The sequence below is a fragment of the Phyllobacterium bourgognense genome, from assembly GCF_003337575.1.
GTDB classification, from domain to species: Bacteria; Pseudomonadota; Alphaproteobacteria; order Rhizobiales; family Rhizobiaceae; genus Phyllobacterium; species Phyllobacterium bourgognense.
Genome location: NZ_QPJM01000005.1, coordinates 232,179 through 251,232, shown reverse-complemented (window position 1 = coordinate 251,232; position 19,054 = coordinate 232,179). Strand labels below are relative to the sequence as shown.

The window sequence follows — 19,054 nt, the reverse complement described above, 5'->3', positions numbered from 1 at the left end:
TCGAGAGCTATTCCAGCGATGTCAGACCAGACTTGTCAGGTCGCTACCGGCCAGCCGAGCGCTCCCATTGGGACGACTCTAAAACCGGCTCCAAATTTTCGACTGATCGCCCTGATCATCGCCAGCGCCATGTTCATGGAGCAGCTCGACGCAACAGTCCTTGCGACCGCGCTGCCGACAATGGCGCGGGATTTCGGCGTCAGCCCGCCATCGATGAGTATCGCGCTGACGTCGTATCTCCTGAGCCTGGCGATCTTTATTCCTGCCAGCGGCCGGGTGGCAGACCGGTTTGGATCCCGCACGGTTTTTCGCACGGCGATCGCCGTATTCACGCTTGGATCGATTCTCTGTGCCCAAGCGCCGAACCTGACATTTCTGGTATTTGCCCGGCTCATCCAGGGGCTTGGCGGCGCCATGATGATGCCGGTCGGGCGTCTCGTCCTCATGCGCAGCGTCCAGCGCAAGGACTTCGTTGCGGCCATGTCATGGCTGCTTGTGCCCGCGCTTATAGGCCCGATCCTCGGACCGCCAGTTGGCGGCTTGATCGTCACTTATCTCGATTGGCGCTGGATTTTCTACATCAACGTTCCCATCGGCATTCTCGGGTTCATCCTGGTTTCGATATACATCGAGGAGTTCAAGGGTGAATCGAAGGGCAAGTTCGACACCTTCGGACTGTTTCTTTCCGGTGTCTCGCTCGGTTCGCTGCTGTTCGGATTCGAAATGTCCAGTCGAAGCGGCGAGGCGGGGACGTCCATTCTTCTGATCGCCATCGGTCTCGTCTTCGGTGCCGCCTACCTGCGCCATGCGCGCAACCACCCGTCACCGATCCTCGATTTTTCCCTGATGCGGGTTCCAAGTTTCAAGGAGTCGGTCATGGCTGGTTCGCTGACCCGTATCACGCAGGGCGCACAACCATTTCTATTGCCACTCATGCTGCAACTGCAGTTCGGGCTTTCGGCCGCTTCGGCTGGTGGCATCGTGGTTGCAACGGCGCTGGGATCGATGCTGATGAAGGCGACAGCCGGCAAAATCCTGAGACGATACGGTTTCCGCAACAGTCTGACTGTCATTGGCTGGATTTCGACGCTCGGCTACGCGCTCTGTGCGTTCTTTCGTCCGGATTGGCCAATCTGGCTCATCTTCACGATCCTGTTCTTTTGCGGGTTCTTCATGTCGTTCCAGTTCACGGCCTACAATATCGTCGCCTATGACCAGATCGATCGGGAACGAATGAGTTCGGCAACGAGCTTCTATACGACCTTCCAGCAATTGATGCTTTCGCTCGGCATCTGCGTCGGCGCATTGGCCCTGAACACATCGATGCTTGTGCAAGATCACACCGACCCCAAGCTTGGCGACTTTTCCGTGGCGTTTCTCGTCGTGACTGCAATCTCGCTCACCGCGACGATCTGGAACAGGCGCTTCTCGCCCAACGCGGGCTCTGACATAAGCGGGCATCAGGCCTAGGGGTTCAGTCGAGCCGCATCACACAATATCTGCGCCGCGCAATTATCCGAATTGAATTTCAGTCGGCAAGGCGCCATTCTCCCGATTAACGAGGAGTCTTTTCAGCAATGCGAACAATTATGTCCCTGGCTTTCGTGTTGGTTGTTTCAACCGCCGCGTCTACATATGGGTGTGGGGCGGCCGCGGCAGCGGATTGCGGCAGCATGGCCTCGCCAGGCCTTGACTGGAGTGAGTGCAACAAGAAAAGCATCATCATTCCGGGGAGCAATCTGGAAGGAGCTAATCTGACCGGAACCGATTTCAATGCAACGGATCTGGGCAATTCCAACGTCAACTCAGCAAATTTCGAAAAGGCCAGTTTGATGCGGGCGTCCTTGGCGGGTGCCAAAGCCGAGAATGCCAATTTTTCCAGGGTTGAAGCCTATCGATCAAATTTCACCAATGTTTCTGCCGATGGCGCATCTTTCGCCAGTGCGGAATTTCAGCGCGGCGATTTCAGCGGAGCAAGCTTGAAGAAAGCAAACTTTGAGAAGGCAGAGCTTGGGCGCGCAAATTTCCAAAAGGCAGTATTGACAGACGCACGGTTTTTCCTTGCCAACCTTTCGCGCGCGGACCTGACAGGGGCCACGATGGGGGGCAAGCCAGTGTTCGAAGGTGCATTCATGTTCCGCACCAGAATAGAGGGGGTGGACTTGTCCGCGGCGCAAGGCCTGCAGCAGTCTCAAATCGATCTTGCGTGTGGTGACACGTCAACGAGACTACCGGCCGGTTTATCTACGCCCGGCAGTTGGCCCTGTACGGCCGATTAAGAACTTACCTAGAGCTGATCATTGTAAGGTTCTTTGGTTTCCCCAACGAGTTTGGCCAATTCCGAGAAGGACCAAGGTTTTTCCGCTCCGGTATCGTTGGCGACCTGGAGGACCCTGATGGGAAAACATACAGCGTCCCGGTTGGACGGGGACAGGTCTTCGGCAAAACGATTATCTCCATGGGCAGTCGCCTCGGCTTTCTGAAACGCGACGTCCAACTCGTCTTGCGAAACAAGCCCCTTGGCCACGAGCAACCGGTTTATCGATGCAATGGCGAGACAGAGACCTTCGATCTGCAGATTGGCTGCGTTCATAGCTGACGTCCTTCTGGTTGAATTCGCTCAACGTCTGGAAGCGCTGTTCGATCCAATTTTAGAGGAATTAATCCTAACCACATTGCCCGTGATGACAGGTGAGGCCCAGGTAGCCCATTTTGGTGGACTATACTGAGCCTCGTGTCAGGATACTTTTTGGAACTTGTCCAATGCCATCCTGGCAGAGATACAACGCGTACCGCTCCCGATGGTTCCAAAATATTATGAAATTTGCCCATCCGTGCGAGATTCAAAAAAGGACCCTCCACAAGAGGGAGGGTCAGTTGTAGGAGCGGCCCCCGTCGCCCCTAACAGCGTTCTATTTGCTAAACGACGCTTTAAGAAATTTCCTCAAACAGGGCGTTGATTTTGTAGATCGCTTCTGCCCGGTTCGTCGCCCGAACCTTTCTTAGGATATTGCGCATGTGAACTTTCACCGTGTTTGGAGCAAGCCCAAGGGCATAAGCAATCGTCTTGTTTGCTTTTCCCTGCCGCAGGACGTCAATGACCTGATGTTCCCGTCGCGTGAACATTTCCAGACGCTTGGACTGATGACGTCTGGCCCCGAAGATGCGTTGAATATCGTTCAGGTTTTCAGCCGCGACGAAAACACCTCCTGCCAACGCCATCGATATTGCTTCAATGCACACGGATATTCCGGCGTTGCCCGGAAGGTAGCCACGTGCACCTTGCTGGAGAACGCCCAAGATTTGCTGCAGTCCGCAGAGTTCTGCCTGCACAATGACCGGGACCTTCGGAAATCTGCGAACAAGCGCGCCGATTTCGAGCACGATGGAATTATCCATGAATCGGGAGTCGCCGACGCATAGAAGGATGACCGAAAAAGCCTCGGCTTCATATATCTCTATATCTTCGACCGAGCTATATGCGGCCATGCGCAGTCCGAGCCCATTGGATAGAAGTCCTCGCGAAAGGTGCTCTCGAGCAACGGTACGTCCGTCAATGATGGCAAGGGTCCGTTGTGGACGGAGTTCTGTCGATGCAATGTGGAACGCTGCACGGCGGGCCGCCGCATGCCGATTGTAAACGGCATGATCAGCTTCCGGTATTCGTTCATACATAATTCCTGACATTTTCTTATCCCCAGTTTCTCATTGACACAGGTTCGCAACATTGAATCTCAATTGCACCACGTTTGACTGTTGCTGGTTCGCGCGCGGCTGATGCGCGCCATGCGTTCGATCAAGAGCTGTATTGCAGCGTAAGAGAGTTCCATTTCACCCCTCTTACTTTGCAGGGCGCCGATGGCTGCAAGGCGTTTTACCGTCTTTTCGTTTATTCGCCGGGCGGTTTCGCCTTGCGACAGGCGTTTCAGTGCTTCCCATTCGTCTGTCGATAGCTCACTCATTAAAACCATGTTCGTCGAGCTCCATGAATTGTCCGGCGATACCTTGCCGCCGTTACGATCTCATCGAAAATAGCGGGAACTGCCGCGGCAGGTCCGCTGCGAACGGGATTGTCCCTTCGGGTCATTGACAATCGGACACGGTTGAAAAGCAGGCTTGTGCACCGGAGCTAAGATCGAAAGATGAATAATACGGATCTCCTGCTCCACTGTTGCTTTCAGCCTCGTGTAAGAAAGGCGAAGACCGGTCGGCAGTCTCGGTCGCTTGATCAATCTGGCAAACGATGGCCACCGGTATTTTCTTGTAAGAATTGTTGACATCGGTTTTCCCTCCTGCAGTCTTTGATCTCCGGATCGATTGGGTTGCCGGAGTATTGAGAGAATATTACCGGGGAGGCGTCTCCAGAGCGCTGTCTGACCGTCAAGGCACCGTCAAAAATGCAGGGCAAAACGTAAAAAGGACCCGCGAGCGGGTCCTTTTTGGGTGTTTTTGTCGAGCTCGCGTTAACTGTTCAGCACTGCACCGACGGCCTTGGCTGCATTGAGCAGTCCCGCTCCAAAAAAGTATCTGGGATCGATGACATCTTCGTGGTCCCCATTCATGCAGTCAGGTGTCAGAGGACGAATACCCGGGCCGACATCGCTGCTTCGGCTGGACGCCTCCTCGAGGATGGACTTGACGGCTATGCCGTCTAATTTACCTGATCCACCGTGAACGGCACGATGGGCCCGTTGAACGAGAGCTGCAACGCCCCCGACCAAGGCTGCAGCTCCAGACGTGCCGCCAAAGCTGGTGTAGTAACCACCCCCAACGCCGGGATTATTTGCGGAGGGGAGCAGTGTGGACCAAGGGGCCTTTCCCTCATCATAACCAAAAACTCCTGGAAGATCCGTGCTCAATAGACTGAGGTGGGAATAGCAATATTCTTTCCCGGTATCCGGGCTATACTGATGCTTGGCGATCAAGGGCGATAGACGATTGATCCGCAATTGATGGCGATTGAATACCTCGCCGTCATCAGAAGGTGCAACTAGAGTCAGGCCTTCGCCATAGTTGCTGTAGCCGGACCGGAAGCCTTCAGCCGTGACTGCACCGACGGCGATAATCCCGTTGTCGGGAGCCGCGAGGCTCGCTGGATAGATTAGCTGGCTTTCGCCGCTATTGCCGGCAGCGCAAATCACCGGAATCTTTCGGCTCACACCGATAATCAGCTGTTTCAGGATATTCCACATGCGGTCCGGGTTGGAACCCAACTGCGTTGCCCTGGGCTCGAGTTCCACTGGTCCCTGTTCCGCCAAGGCGATACGCGCAAATAGGTCCGCAGCATCACGATTGGCCCAGCGCTCCAGGTCGGCCTTCAATTCGTTCTTCGGCTCAATGGCGCTTCGTTTCGGATCGGGTATGCCGCGGGGCATGACGATGACGTCAACGTTCTGCGAATATGCATAAAGGAACGCAGCTATGAACTGTACAGCATTTTCTTCGAACGACGTCGTAATGTTAACGAGGCGCGAAAAAGGATCAGCGCCAAAGTAAGGTAACAGGTTGGGATTTTTGTTGGGATGGGTTTCGGTCGAATCGGTATTCGTAAAGATGTCTTCTGGTGGAGATGGGTTTGTGCCGCCCTCCGATGGCAAGGCGGCAGGCTCGGCCACGATCAAACCGGCACAGGCGGTGCCGTGAGCTGCGAACATCGTGCTCGAATCCAGTATCCGGCGCAAGACGCCGTACGAGGCGGCATACTCGGCCACAATATCGTCGAGATATTCCTTGTCATCAACTGACAGTCCAAGGTTTCCGAGTCCGGATATATCCAGTTCGGCGAAGAATGCCTCTTTCTCCTCCTTGTAGGTACTGTCTGTATCGTCGAGGATGTCCAACGCACGCGCACCGTACTTGTGCGTTGCCAGGTCGATGGAAGCAGTTTGATCGATTCGAGTTGTCAGGTTCGGATGATCTGGAGATATCCCGACGTCAATGAGAGCCACTCTCGCGGGTGAAACCGCAGCCAGGTTGGCAATTGTGTCCCAAACTGAACCGGAAATAACAGGAGAAGGCGTGGCGCGCAGGGCACTCTCATTATTGGATGGTATCGGACTACTCGAGGATCCGAAGTCCGCGGTAATCACGCCCAAAGCAGCCAAATGCCAGAGATAATAATAGCCGACGGGTGCAGGCTTTGTGTTGTCTGATTGGAGGAGCGCCATCTGTAACCTCATTTACACTCTAGAGAAATCACTGAAGCTGAATGCACCTTCTTCACACCCATTCCTTGTGCACCGCATTATACGTCGCGGCGAACGCATCTCTCAGATAGGGAGCGAATCGGCGGGCCAGATCACGTCCTGCTTTCGTATCGCTCGGATAATGAAGGCCGGCCCATTCACGATTTTCTGCGACATTTTGGGCAATTCGCGCCAATTCTTCGGTCGCGGGATGCTCGGGAAGGATGGTGTTGAATGCAAACACAATAGAAAAGGATTGGAATGCATGATTGCTTTGGAAGGATTCGTGCGCTGGAACTGGCAGGAGCGGCCGCAGGCGCGGTTCAAACTGACTGGGCCGCAACCGATTGAACTTATTCTTGTAAATGAGCCCAACATACTCGCACGCGGTCAGGATATTCTGAAAAAGCCCCTCGGTCTGTTCGAACCCGGCTATGTTCTCGATAGAAAGAGGCCGCGTAAACTCGGCGACCGATAGCGAGGCTTCCTGTTGAATATCCGGAAGTCGTCTGGCTCGTTCGCGGTCGCGCTTCTGCATCGACAGAAGCACTTTGGTTTCCAGGCGACTGAAATCCGGTCCCGGTGGCGGCGTAATGTCGAGCATTTCCCATGTGAACCGAGCGGCAGCAGTAAAGGCGTTCCGGGAAGGTTGCTGGTGCAACCTGCGCAACTGGAACGCCGGTATCAACTGTGCATTGCCGGTGCTGATTCCGCCGAATGAGGTTTTGTTCTTGTTTTTGTTCTTGTTCAGCGAGGACTTGTTCAACACCGTCTTGTTGGCAACGCCGCCGCTCCCAAAAGCGGCTCCTGCCAACGGCGTCTGCGGGCTAGCGACACCCGCTCCAACTGCTGCAGGCTGGCGCGATTGCGGGTCAATTGTGATGGACGGCAAAGGAGGGCAGGGCGATACGTGATCGGCATCGACCTCAAATCGAAAACTGTTCAGGAACTGTATCAGCGGTGATTGCTTAGCAACGTCGACCATTTCGCGTATCCTTCATCTTCGAACCGAATTCTGATTGAGGAAGAACTACCGGAGCTTGACACCGGCCTTGGTAAGCCCGGCGATCAGCATTTTGCCTCCCCCAGTTTTTAACAGCGGGTAGCGATTGTCCTTGAGGGACTCGATCGAGAAATTCGGTTCGACAGCCTCGAGGCGTTCTACATACCTTCCCGCCAATTCCATCTCACCCCGATGTGCATGGCTTGCCGCCATATAGCGCAAGAGAGAATTGAAATCCGGACGCATCCTAAGCGCGTCTTCACCAGCAGCAATGGCGGCTGCGTGATCGCCGGCCAGAGCCGCACTGATGCACTTGGTCGTGTCGAAATAATATTTGTGCACGCTGTAGAACCCCAGGTTCTGGACCCAGTTTGCCATGGCCATCGCCTTTTCAGGCTGCCCAGCGTAACAATGCAACATCGAGTAAAGATCCCAACCGAGTGGTTGAGCGGGGTTGATCCTTATCGCTCTTTCGAACAGTCCGGCCGCATAATCGTATTCGCAAAACAAGAATGAATGGACGTGCCCAACGAGAGCAAGCGCAACGGAATTGTTGACATCCAGCTCCAATGCCTTGCGGGCGTAAAATTCGGCTTCTTCGATTATTGTCGAGTCATAAGGGCTGAAACGCTGCCCAACACGAAAGGTCCTGATAAAGGCAAGCCATGCATAGACAGAGGAAGAGGGCCGATCAGCAGCAATTTTATGAAGGATGCGTTCCGCTCTATCAAGATCCTCCCGGGACAATCGAAAAATAGAGTTGACCGCCTCGACCAAAGTTGTTTCGCGCTCCAGTCTCCCGCCTTCAGCCCGGAAGAGAAAGCTGCCATGGACTTCATCGATCAGGTGATTGATGAGCGCATGTAACTGGTTGCTTTCGCCTCTTTCGAGCAGTCGCTTATCGACAACGCAACTATCTTTCCAGATCAGACTATGATCAGCCAAACGCAGGATACTCGCCACGATAAGAACAGTTTGATTGGTGAGCGTCAGTTCAAGCTGTATGCCGATGGGCGTTGCCAGTGCAATTTCGCTGCCCGGTCCAACACCGTTCGACGAGTTCGCCCAAGGCCCGCCGCCGAAGGAAAAGTCAGTGACACGGATATCGGTTCCCTCGACGAGTGATTTTGCGATGAGACTCGTAACCTCCGATGCCAGAATCGGCCCATTTTCGCCTTGTCCGGCGATGCGCGAGGGCAAGATCGCGACCACCCATTGTCTCGAACTGACGTTGGAACCCGAACCACCAGTCGCATCGTCCGACGGCCCATTGGCAGCCCCACTATCCTTACCCCGATTGCTGGCCGTCAAAGGAACGAGGGGAGTTGGTGCCCGCTGTTCACGCGCAAACTCCAGCTTTGGTTCGAATTTATGCTGAAGCTGCCCTTCATCGCAACGACGCTGCCAGACCTGACGTTCCAATGTCAGCCACTCCTCGAATTCAGGGTCTCTGACGTCGACGCCTTCGAGAAAATGTTCTGCTGCGACCTCGTCATCTCCCGCTGTGTGGCGCTCGGAAAGGATGTCATCGATATCCAGCCGTATGCAGTCCATGCGAAGCGAGACGGTGTTCTTGTCAGCCACGAGGATATCGCGTGCATTACCCAGACATTTACGGATATCGAGCAGCGCCTGGCGAAGACTGGCGGACGCTTGGTCCTCCGGGCGGTCGCTCCAAAGTTTGTCACGGAGCCATACTCTTGAACGGGATCCCCTCAGGGAGACAGCCAGCATAGCAAGGATCGCTTGAGACTTCTGGGATTTAGGCGTCAGAACCTTCCCCTCCGGATCAGTGATCGCGAAGGGTCCAATAAGGTACATGCGATAAGCCGCTTCGCTCTGCTGACTGCGGTCCATCAGAGTTAGTCCCCGAGGAGCCTCGTGAGTTGCTTTATCTTGTTTACGCTTAGGCTCCCGTTCCAAGTTTGGCACAAAAAGCAACTTTGGCAACATGTCTGCGTGTATTGGCAGCCCTCGCGGGTAAACAGGAACGCTTATTCCCGGGAAGTTGTACACTATTCTGCTCCCAATTTGGAGCCAGATGGGCTGGCTGGATTACAGGGACATACAACCCGTGTGTCATTCCAGCGTGAAACCAGCGTGAATTATGGTCAAAAAAATAGGTAGGCGCGGATTTTCGGAACAATCCTGAACGGCCGGTCCGGCGCGAACCGGCTACCCCTGCCGGACCTTCGACGGCGAAGCGCGCGCCAGTCCTAGCTATGATGGCCGAAATAGGCGTTGGCAACCGTCTCGGCGTCGCCATCCATTTTGACTTTTCCGTGCTCGAGCCAAACGATCCGGGTGCAGTTCTTTACAAGCAGGTCTTTAGAATGGCTGGCGATAATCAAAATCTTGGTTTTGTTGACGAGCTCGTGCAGGCGTTCGTTTGCTTTGTGCTGAAATCCTTCATCACCCGCGGCCAGCCATTCATCCATGATCAGGATTTCCGGTTGTATGACGGTCGAGATAGAAAATGCCAGGCGAAGTTGCATACCCGTCGAGTATGTCCTGACGGGCATGTCGAGGAAGTTGCCCAGTTCCGAGAATTCTTCGATTTCGGCCTGCTTTTCCGCCATCTCGCGTTTGGTGAACCCGAGGAGAGCGCCGCGAATCCCAATATTTTCGCGGCCCGTCGCCTCGGCATCGATTCCCAGCGAAATATTGATCAAGGATGTGCATTTTCCTTGAATCGATATGCGTCCGCCCGAAGGATAATAAACACCGCTCATCACCCGCAAAAGCGTGGTCTTTCCAGAGCCGTTGTGACCTATCAGCCCCAGCCTGTCGCCATCGTTGAGAGAGATATTGATCGATTCCAGCCCTCTGATGACGACATGACCGTCAGCGTTGGACCCAATCGTCCCTCCGGTTGCCAGGCTCATCACCTGATTCTTGAGGGAGCGGCTTTTTGCATTGTAGATAGGAAAATCTACAGTGACATCTTCGAGAGTCATTGAAGTCATGATCACCTTCGCGAAATCGTTGGGCTGTTTTTTATAACCAATAGGTAACGCGTGAGCGAAAGCGGTTGAGGAAGAGGAGAGCAGCGGTCCATCCGGCAAGTGCCATGACGACGACGACACCCCAATTGAGAAGTGTACCAGTCCCGCCAAGCAAGGGATCTCTAATGACGCTGATCAGATGATAAAACGGGTTGAAATCAAGTATCAAAATTGATTTGTCGGCGGGTAGTTGATGAGGCTGCCACATGATCGGTGTAACGTACATACCAACTTGCATAATGTTCTGTATGATTTGTGTCAAATCGCGATAACGAGTGCATATGACAGACAAAATAACCATCATCCACAGCATATTCAGAGAAACCAGAAAGAATGCTGGAATAACAAGCAAGGAATTGAAGCTTATAAACTTACCGAATATCAAAAGAACTACGGGAAAAATGACGATATTATGGAATAATATTATCGAGTTTCTCCACCATGTCCTGAGAATGTATGTGAAAAACGGCAAGGGCAGTTGAAGCATGGTTTCCGTATTGGAAATGAAGCTTAGGCAGCCCTCATTGATCAACTGGGAATAATAGCCCCACATTATCAGGCCGACACAGATGAACGGCAGGAACTCAGACATCGGCGACCTGAAAATCGTTCCAAAAATGAGACCCAGTGCACCGATGAGGACACCCATGTTGATAGTGAGCCAGAAAGCTCCCACACTCGATCTGCGATAGCGCTGCGCCACATCTTGCCAACCGAGAAGCGCAGCGAGACGGAAATTACCCACCGCGGCCGTGACGTCTTCCCACGCGGTTATTTTTTGGGAGTTCGCTATCGTCATGGGCATGTGGTCTTTCTCTGGATCGTAACAAGGTGGTGTTGAACGATGGGCTATATACTTAATGCCCCGGGGGTTCTATGCGGCATCAAGTTCCACCAACAACAACGAAAAGTGGCGGTAGCATGAAGAGGGCAGTCTCTGAAAGCCCTCAAGCACTCGATAATAGCGGGAAGGCCGTCATGCCGCTGTGTTTGGCGCGGGAGTTTGGCTTACAGGACGGAATTCACTGGCGGGCAGGGTGCCGTTGCCGGCGGCGCCTCGGGTGAGCTGGGCCTGATCTTGGTCCCGGTGAGGGGCTTGTCGGCGGCGATCAACCGGAACAGTTTCTTGGCCGGCCCCTGAAGCCATTCCACCCGGCCGGGGTAGGTCGTGGAGTAACGCCATGGCGTGATGACGAAGTGAACCTTGTCGGACGACAGCCTGCGGGTAGTAAGCGCGAGGTCCAACATCACGCCGAGTGTAAGGCCGGGGTCGGCGGTGATAGACTTGGTGGCCGTGTTGAGGAAGCCAAACAACCGCACCGGGTTGATCAGCGTCCAGCTGCTCAGCGTCTTCTTCGCCATGGCCGCGACGAAATCCTGCTGGCGCTGGATCCGGCCGATGTCGGACCTGTCGCCGATACTATGGCGGGTCCGGACGTATCCCAACGCCTGTTCTCCCAGCAGCGTTTGCCACCCGGTGGGCAGGTCTAACTGGACGTATTCGTCGCGGATAGGCTCAGGGATGCAGAGGTTGACGCCGCCAATCGCATCCACCATGCCCTTGAAACCGATGAAATCAACCGTGACGAAATGGTCGATATGGATGCCGGTGAGCGTTTCCACGGTCTTCCAGGTGCAGCCGATACCGCCGGAGCTGAATGACGAGTTTATCATGCCGATGCGCCGCTGCTGACCCGGCCGCCTTTCCCGGGAGCGGCAGGCTGGAAGCTCCACCAACGAGTCGCGCGGAAAGCTGATCACGGCCGCCTCGTTGCGTGTGGGGGACATGTGCACGAGCATAATAATGTCCGCACGTTTCCCGGCGTACTTGTCGTCTCGCTGGTCCGACCCGACGACCAGGATATTAAGCGCAGCGGTTGGTGCCTTGGCAGGGCGGGCGTCGCCGAGATCCTCGCGGGTGACTTCGATGTGCCTGACATTGCTGGTGAGCTTCGCGTAAATGGCGGCAGGCAGGGCCAGCCCGACGATGATGACAATGAATGGCCACCGCAGGTAGGGGCGGCGTGGGGGCTTGTCCCCGGTTGCCGGCTGCTCGTCGATCAACCCACCGCTCACATGTTTCTCCGGGATGGGTTGGACGATAACCGCTCCTGGCGGGGCCTGCCCGAACCCGATATATCCTGCCAGAAAAGATTCTATTCATACTCATCCAGAACGCAAGGGGCGACGCAGCCGTAGCTCGAAGCAGGCGGTTACAGCTCGTCCAGGCATCATTTTGGCCAAGAGACATCGAACCAACGCCGATGCATAGATCGAGTGGAGACGAAGCGGAACTTCCTACTTCAAAAACGGATTGGAAACGCCAAGCCTCACCGAAGACTTCGCTGGAGAGCATTCTGAAGTCTCAGGCTATCGAGTTTGTTCAATAATTCTGGAACATTGGTCGCGCCACGTACCACACTGGGGACTCTCACCGGTACTCCATCTTTTCCTATGACCTTTTTGAATTTTACCACTTTGATCACTTCGTTCTTCGTGAATGTGAGTACCAACGAGTGGGTGTCCTTCCGTCCCCCCGACAAACCAAAGCCTCCGCCGATAGTATTTCTGCGGAAGGGTATAAGTGAGAAATCTGGACCGACGTCTGACAGTCTCTTTTCGATCGTGAACTCTACGGTATAGCTAAAACCTTCCATATCCATTTTAGTGCTGGAGATCGCAGTTTGGAGATCACTAATCCACTCTTTGACGCCTAGATCTCCTAAAAGCCGAACTCCCGTTGGCCGCACTACACAGGACATTTTGTCCGGCTCATCAAGGTTTTCAACAATTGATAGCGCGGCCTCACGACTAGCAGTTGAGGCCAGACTAGCTTTTCCACCAACGATCACACTTCCTGACGAGACGGGTGATTCAATTGAGGCATCAGCGCCAATGCCCGCGTCCGTGAGAACCTTCAGATTGAGCCCTATAGCGACACTCCAGCCAGGTCCGTCTGTCACAAAATTTGACGCTCGCGACGCTTCTTGCAACTCACATCGAACGTGATTGACAACATCGGAAACTTCTACCGGATATTTCACTGGGAGTATTGGTAGGGTGCCGCATCCTCCTAATACGAGAATAAACACGAACGATCCGCGCGTTATCGTTTTCATAGCTAGCCCCCCGACTAATGCACATAAGCTCACAAATAGCGGAACCTGGCAAATATAGAGACCCGGCGGTTATTCGCTGGACGCCACGCGATAGCCGTCTGGCGGATAGGGGGAGTGGATATGCCCGGAGCTGATTGAGTAGAGGCAAATCAACGCGGCACCGGCAGTTTGAGCTCGGCAATAGCGCGCCCTGCTGTGATTTGCTCCGATGGGGCGTTTGCTCATCGTAGGTACAAATGTACTAGAGATTGGGGCATATATTCTATTGTTAAAAATCAGGTAGATGGGTGATGAAATGGCGGAGGGGGTGGGATTCGAACCCACGGTAGGCTCTCACCTACGCCGGTTTTCAAGACCGGTGCCTTAAACCGCTCGGCCACCCCTCCAACCTGTTGAAAAAACTTGATGATCCGGTTCATGATCATTTCGGCAATAAGCGGTTTGCTACCGAATGTTTATTCGGAGGCCTTTATAGCCTTTCGGATTGCAGCGTCAACCTGTTCTGCTGCGTTCGCCTGCATTCATTGTTGTTGATCTCAGTTGGCGCCAGTTGCAGCGCGCAACTGCTTGATCAGCTCGGCTAGTTGCGGGTCATCCGGGCGCTGCCGAGCCAGTGCACCGGCATATCTCAACGTTTCGGGATAGCGGCGAAGCTTCAGCCCATACTGGATGGCAGTGCCAAGAAGACTGACATCGGTTTCTCCACCTGCAACCGCAAGATCGAGCAACGCGAGGGCGTCCCCTGTACGCCCGGCCGAATCGAGTGCGATGGCGAGCGTTGTCTTGTACCGGCTGTTGCCAGGATCAAGCCGGACAGCCTCGTCCAGCTCCCCGATTGCTTGTGGCAGGGCTTTCTGGCGAACCAGCGACAGAGCGTGACCATAGCGAAGATCAGCCTGATCGGGTGACGCTGCGATCGCCTCGGCATAGGCCTGTTCGGACTTTTCGTTCTGGCCCGTCGCACGGTAGAGTTCGGCCAGGTTGATGCGTGCACCTGAAAGCGCCGGATCGAGGTCGATTGCCTGGCGGAGGGCTTCTTCGGCTTCGCCCGCACGTTGCTGGCCGAACAGGAACGTGCCAAAATTGTTCTGTGTCTCGGCAACGTCGGCATTGGCCTGGACATAGGCACGCAGATCTTCGACGGCTTTGTCGAAGTTCTTTCTCGCATCGCCAAGTAAATCGAGCGAGGGGGTGCTGCCGAGAGCGGTGACAGCGGCAACGCGCACGGCGCGCGTGTCGTCGGCAAGAAGCCGCCCTATTGCATCCAGCCGTTGTTCCGGTGGCAGATTAGCGGCCCCCTCTGCTGCCCCAAGCCGGACGAGTGGCTCGGGATCTTCCGCTGCTGTCCTTATGTCAGCACCGATATTTTGGCCGCCGACGCGGCTCATGGCGGCAACCGCGCTGCCTCGGACGATGCCCGTCTGTTCGCTGTCGGCGACGATCTTGCGCAATGCCTCGATCGATTCCGGATGGTTCTGTGCTGCCCCTGCAAAAGCATGGGCAGTTGTTTTGCGCTCACGCCAGGCCCTGCCATACCACCTGTCCATGGTGTCGGTCGCCCAGACGTTGGTCTTGCCTTCATGACAGGTTGTGCAGGCATTCGGCGTACCATAGGCGGCCGACAGGTCAGGACGTGGAATGACGAAGGAGTGGTCGCGCCGAGGGTCGACTTTCATATAAGTACGCTCTGGCATATGGCAGTTGGTGCACTGCGCTCCGGTCGACCCCACCGGGTGATGCGTGTGGGCGGGAGTGTCGAAGTCGCCACCAGGATTGTATTTCACAAAGCGCTCCGGCGCCAATTTCGTATGGCATTGCGTGCACAAGGCGTTGCCCTGCGCCTTGAGTTTGGCTTCATGTTGCGTATGGCAGTCGAGGCAGGTGACGCCTGCTTTTGCCATCTTGCTCTGCTGGAAGGAGCCGTACTCGAACACCTCGTCGAGTATCTGCCCGTCGGGGAAATAGAGGTCAGGCCGGAGTAGCGCCGGCGAGAACTGGTCGAGAAACGGCTGCCCGGCCCGTTGGCCGCCGAGAAGCCTGGTCCGCCGCGAGTGACAGCCAAAGCAAGCGCTCGCGTCAGGCCTCGAAAGTCCTGGATCAGGGCCCACGGTCGTCAGAGCAGGTCGCGCCTTAGCCTCGGCCCATTCGACGTGTTTCGCGCCGCCGCCATGACAGGACTGGCAGCCGATGCTGGTCGCGACATAGGTTGACCGGTATTCCTTCGTCCCTGGCTGGAAGTTGGTCTGGGGATCGGTTGAATGACAGTCGATGCAGGTGCGGTTCCAGCGATAGAACGAGCCCGTCCAGTGATAGGTGGAACCCGGTTTTGCCGGCTTGCCTTCGCCCAGCCAGAACCATTGCTGTTTTTCCGTGTCCCAGGCAATGTCGAGCGCCTGCAGCTTGCCGCTGCCAGTGTCGGCGAGATACTGCTGCAGCGGTTCGTAGGCAAAAGTATACTTGACCTCAAACTCCGCCTGCTTGCCGTCAGGTCCTTCGGTGCCAACAAAGAAGCGCTTGTCTCGCTGAAAAAACGTTGAAACAAGGCCATCGTGCTCGAAGCGGACATTGTTGAAATCCGCCCGCACCGTCTTGTCGTTGGCGAGGGCCATCGCCTTGGCGTGATTCGATTTGGCGAATGCCGCCGCCTCATTGGCATGGCATGATGTGCAGGTTTTCTCGTCTACGAATCCCTCATGTATGGAGATCATGGGATCAGTATTGGGAGCAGGGACATTCTCGGCGGTAATAGCCTGCCCGGCGAACACGAGCAGAACGGTAAGCGAAAGTGCCGTCCAAAGCGCGGTATGACGAGCGCGCAACCGGATGTTTCGCATTTCAGTCAGCACAACTTTACCCGCACCCGCATCCAATCGTTTACCCGGCTGTCCGTCCTATTTCTCTGGAAAGATCTGCTTCCAGTCGGCCTTCATATCGACGACGGTCCACTGGTTCACAGCCGCCGCATCGAGCGCCGTATCTAGGCGGCCGAATTCCGTGTTCCGGTCGTAGGCATATTCGCGCTCGGCATCCGTGTGGTGGACGATCAGCCCGAATCCCGGTTTTTCGCCCAAAGTCGTCCACTGCAGCATCTCGAGGTCGCCGTCGGAATTGCCGAACGCCGCGATCGGGCGGCGGCCAATGTGTTCATTGATTCCCACCGGCTTGCCGCTTTTGTCATCAATGAAGTTGACTTGCGGCAGGCGCATCAGCGTTGGCGCGCCATCCTTCATCTCAAACTGTGTTTTGATCGATGAGCCGACGACCTGTTCGGGCGGAACGCCATAGACTTTCTCCGTCCACGGCCGCATGAACTCGATGCCGCCACCCGATACGATGAAGGTTTTGAAGCCGTTGGCGCGCAGATAAGCAAGCAGTTCGAGCATCGGCTGGTAGACAAGCTCGGTGTAAGGTTTCTTGAACCGCGGGTCACGCGCCGTTGCAATCCAGTCGGTCACTATCGTTTGAAATTCTTCGGCCGTCATTCCGGAGTGTGTGGTCATCAGGAGTTCCACCAGACCCTTTTCTCCAAGGGCGGCCAGCGTCTTCATATCACTCTCGAGCACCGCCTTGAATGGCTGGGTGTCCTTCCATTCCGGGTGGGATGCGGCTTCGGCCTTGACGCGATCGAGGACGAAGGCAAGTTGGGTGTACATCGGATGCTCGACCCACAAAGTGCCGTCATTGTCGAAAACGGCGATGCGTTCTGGTTCCGCGACGAAGTCGGTTGAGCCCTCCCTAGTCACCTTCTCGACGAAAGCGACGATGGCCGCCTTCGGGGCCGTATCGTTCCACGACGGCAGCGGATCGTTTTGCGCCAACGCCTGGACCGTGCCGAGCAATACGGTCGCGATGCTCACCACAGCAACGCGGGCGACTTTAACAAGATATGCTGCAAGCATGATGCAAAATCCTCCAATGCCAACTACGCGCGCCCAACGTGCAGGCAGAGCGAGTGAGAGAGCCCCCGGTTCAAAACCAGGGGCTTCATTTGAGTATTAGTTGCCGGTTGGCAGTGGAATAGTGACGCCTTCCTTCGCGAGCGAGTCCCGCACCCACTCGAACTTCTGATAATTCGAAAGCGTGATGGGTCCTGTGTAGCCGACGCTCTGCATCTTGCGGGGCGGATACTCAACATAAGTTTTCATGATTTTCTGAAGTTCCTCGCCCATGACCACACCCATCCAGGTCCGCTCTGCGAAGTTGTTCATGAAGATATCATAGCGTTCCTGCGGGTCCTGCCACAGGTCGAACACCTGGGGTACCGTGGCGACATACTTTTCCGCGCCCTTCCAGCCGAGGTTCGAATCGACTGCCAGTCCGCCGGTCGAGGCTCCGTCATCGCCACGAAGATTGAACGCGAACTTGTAGTTGTTAACGCGAATAGCGCCGGGTGAAAGCTCGTTCTCGGTGAAATAGAACCAGGATTTACGTTCGGATTTGCCTGTACCCAACAAAATAGGCGACATGTCATAGCTGTCGAAGATGATGGGTTTGTCTTCGCGATCCTTGTCGGGAAGCGGAACACCAGCAACCGAGGCGAACGTGGCCATGAGATCGAGGCCGCCGACGATGTCATGATTCTTCGTATCGGGCTTGATCTTGCCGGGCCATACCGCAATCGCCGGGACACGATTGCCGCCTTCGCGCAAGGTGCCCTTGGTGCCGCGGAGAGGCGTGTAGCCGGCATCCGGATAGACATCCTGCCACGCGCCATTGTCAGTCGTGTAGAAAACGAGCGTGTTCCGGTCCATGCCCGTCTCACGTAGCTTGTCCATGATCCGACCGATGCGGGTGTCGAGTTCGACAACCGAATCCGCATATTTGCTCTTTGACAGTGATTTGTGCTCGAACTCCGGTGCCGGCATGTTCGGCTGATGCACCTTCATGAAATTAACGTTGATGAAGAAAGGTTCGTCCGGCTTCTGTGATGCTGCATCAAGGAATTCGATCGCTGCCTTCTCGACGTAGCCGTCGAAAAACGGGATGCCGACCACGCCTTCCTTGCCGTCGATCGTCGGGGTATCGACATATTGGCCGTTGATCTTGAATTCCTCTGTCACCGGCCCCCCAGCCTTGCCGGACAGCGCGCCCTTCGTCACCTTTTGGAACATGGCGCGCAGTTCTGGAGACATGTCAGGGAACCAGGTCGGGTCCGCGTATGTATAGGCGTTGAGGTGATAGAGGCCGGCGTATTTCATCTCGTCGTAGCCCTGGGCATTGGGCAACGCGTAGTCGGCTTCACCGAGATGCCACTTGCCGGTGAAGTAGGTGTGATAACCACCTCGCTTCAGCACCGAGGCAAGCGTCCATTCGGCCGCCGGCAGTCCTCCGCCCTGTCCCTGGAACGCTACTGTCGTCATGCCGCTACGATTCGGAATGCGGCCTGTCTGCATGGCGGCACGGCCAGGCGTGCAACTGGGCTGCGCGTAGAACGAAAAAAAGCTCATGCCCTCGCTGGCCAGTTTGTCGATGCTCGGCGTTGGCATGCCTCTCCCTTCACCGCCGCCATAAGGACCGAGGTCGCCATAGCCAGTGTCGTCGGATACGATGAATAGGATGTTGGGCTTCTTTTGCGCGTCCTGCGCCTCGGCGGGCGCGAGCACACCGCATAACATCGTCCCGGCTACCAAAGCACCAAGACTGAACTTCAGGGTTCTCCCGGTCATTTTTAGCTTCTCCGTTTGATATTGCGTATTCATTCTTAACGAGATCACGGAGGGCTGAAACGTCCCTCCCGGCTGT

The 19,054-nt window shown here is 55.4% G+C and carries 15 protein-coding genes and 1 tRNA gene; 2 read left to right on the top strand and 14 right to left on the bottom strand.

All coding sequences use genetic code 11. The features are described from left to right. Positions 1-18 precede the first annotated feature (18 nt). Both C7476_RS11830 and C7476_RS11825 read left to right on the top strand, forming a co-directional pair. Positions 19-1,470, top strand: a complete 1,452-nt coding sequence (locus tag C7476_RS11830) for a DHA2 family efflux MFS transporter permease subunit (protein ID WP_114430120.1) — start codon at positions 19-21, stop codon at positions 1,468-1,470. 119 nt (positions 1,471-1,589) lie between these two features. Then, positions 1,590-2,279 carry a pentapeptide repeat-containing protein gene (locus C7476_RS11825; RefSeq protein WP_181872419.1) on the top strand — a complete coding sequence of 230 codons (690 nt, stop codon included), beginning with the start codon at positions 1,590-1,592 and terminating at the stop codon, positions 2,277-2,279. An 8-nt stretch (positions 2,280-2,287) separates the two neighbouring features. Here the strand turns inward: C7476_RS11825 and C7476_RS11820 are convergent, their stop codons facing one another. The 14 genes from C7476_RS11820 to C7476_RS11755 form a co-directional block, all read right to left on the bottom strand. Further along, complete coding sequence (locus C7476_RS11820) at positions 2,288-2,593, bottom strand: hypothetical protein (protein ID WP_114430118.1); 306 nt, start codon at positions 2,591-2,593, stop codon at positions 2,288-2,290. Positions 2,594-2,931: 338 nt separating this feature from the next. Continuing rightward, the gene (locus C7476_RS11815; protein WP_114430117.1) at positions 2,932-3,687 is read right to left on the bottom strand and encodes a response regulator transcription factor; all 756 of its coding nucleotides are present in this window, start codon (positions 3,685-3,687) and stop codon (positions 2,932-2,934) included. A 47-nt stretch (positions 3,688-3,734) separates the two neighbouring features. Further along, positions 3,735-3,971, bottom strand: coding sequence for a hypothetical protein (locus C7476_RS11810; protein ID WP_147274646.1), 237 nt, complete (start codon positions 3,969-3,971; stop codon positions 3,735-3,737). 492 nt (positions 3,972-4,463) lie between these two features. Further along, entirely contained in the window at positions 4,464-6,167 is a 1,704-nt protein-coding gene (locus tag C7476_RS11805) for a S8 family serine peptidase (protein ID WP_114430115.1), read from the bottom strand. A gap of 52 nt (positions 6,168-6,219) precedes the next feature. Then, on the bottom strand, positions 6,220-7,179 hold the full coding sequence (locus tag C7476_RS11800; protein WP_425373972.1) for a phosphatase PAP2 family protein: 960 nt from the start codon (positions 7,177-7,179) through the stop codon (positions 6,220-6,222). A gap of 36 nt (positions 7,180-7,215) precedes the next feature. Then, positions 7,216-9,045 (bottom strand): SARP family transcriptional regulator, encoded by a 1,830-nt coding sequence (locus C7476_RS11795; protein WP_114430113.1) that lies wholly within the window; start codon positions 9,043-9,045, stop codon positions 7,216-7,218. A 359-nt stretch (positions 9,046-9,404) separates the two neighbouring features. Continuing rightward, entirely contained in the window at positions 9,405-10,154 is a 750-nt protein-coding gene (locus C7476_RS11790) for an ABC transporter ATP-binding protein (RefSeq protein WP_114430112.1), read from the bottom strand. Between the two features lie 31 nt (positions 10,155-10,185). Further along, positions 10,186-10,998 carry an ABC transporter permease gene (locus tag C7476_RS11785; RefSeq protein WP_245426281.1) on the bottom strand — a complete coding sequence of 271 codons (813 nt, stop codon included), beginning with the start codon at positions 10,996-10,998 and terminating at the stop codon, positions 10,186-10,188. 203 nt (positions 10,999-11,201) lie between these two features. Continuing rightward, positions 11,202-12,269 carry an LCP family protein gene (locus C7476_RS11780; protein WP_210207790.1) on the bottom strand — a complete coding sequence of 356 codons (1,068 nt, stop codon included), beginning with the start codon at positions 12,267-12,269 and terminating at the stop codon, positions 11,202-11,204. A 254-nt stretch (positions 12,270-12,523) separates the two neighbouring features. Beyond that, on the bottom strand, positions 12,524-13,312 hold the full coding sequence (locus C7476_RS11775) for a hypothetical protein (RefSeq protein WP_147274645.1): 789 nt from the start codon (positions 13,310-13,312) through the stop codon (positions 12,524-12,526). A gap of 296 nt (positions 13,313-13,608) precedes the next feature. Continuing rightward, a tRNA-Ser gene (locus C7476_RS11770) sits at positions 13,609-13,698 on the bottom strand. Between the two features lie 150 nt (positions 13,699-13,848). Continuing rightward, positions 13,849-16,146 carry a tetratricopeptide repeat protein gene (locus C7476_RS11765; protein WP_114430198.1) on the bottom strand — a complete coding sequence of 766 codons (2,298 nt, stop codon included), beginning with the start codon at positions 16,144-16,146 and terminating at the stop codon, positions 13,849-13,851. Positions 16,147-16,203: 57 nt separating this feature from the next. Further along, complete coding sequence (locus C7476_RS11760; RefSeq protein WP_114430109.1) at positions 16,204-17,211, bottom strand: HAD family hydrolase; 1,008 nt, start codon at positions 17,209-17,211, stop codon at positions 16,204-16,206. 96 nt (positions 17,212-17,307) lie between these two features. After that, entirely contained in the window at positions 17,308-18,978 is a 1,671-nt protein-coding gene (locus C7476_RS11755; protein ID WP_114430108.1) for an arylsulfatase, read from the bottom strand. Positions 18,979-19,054: the final 76 nt, after the last annotated feature.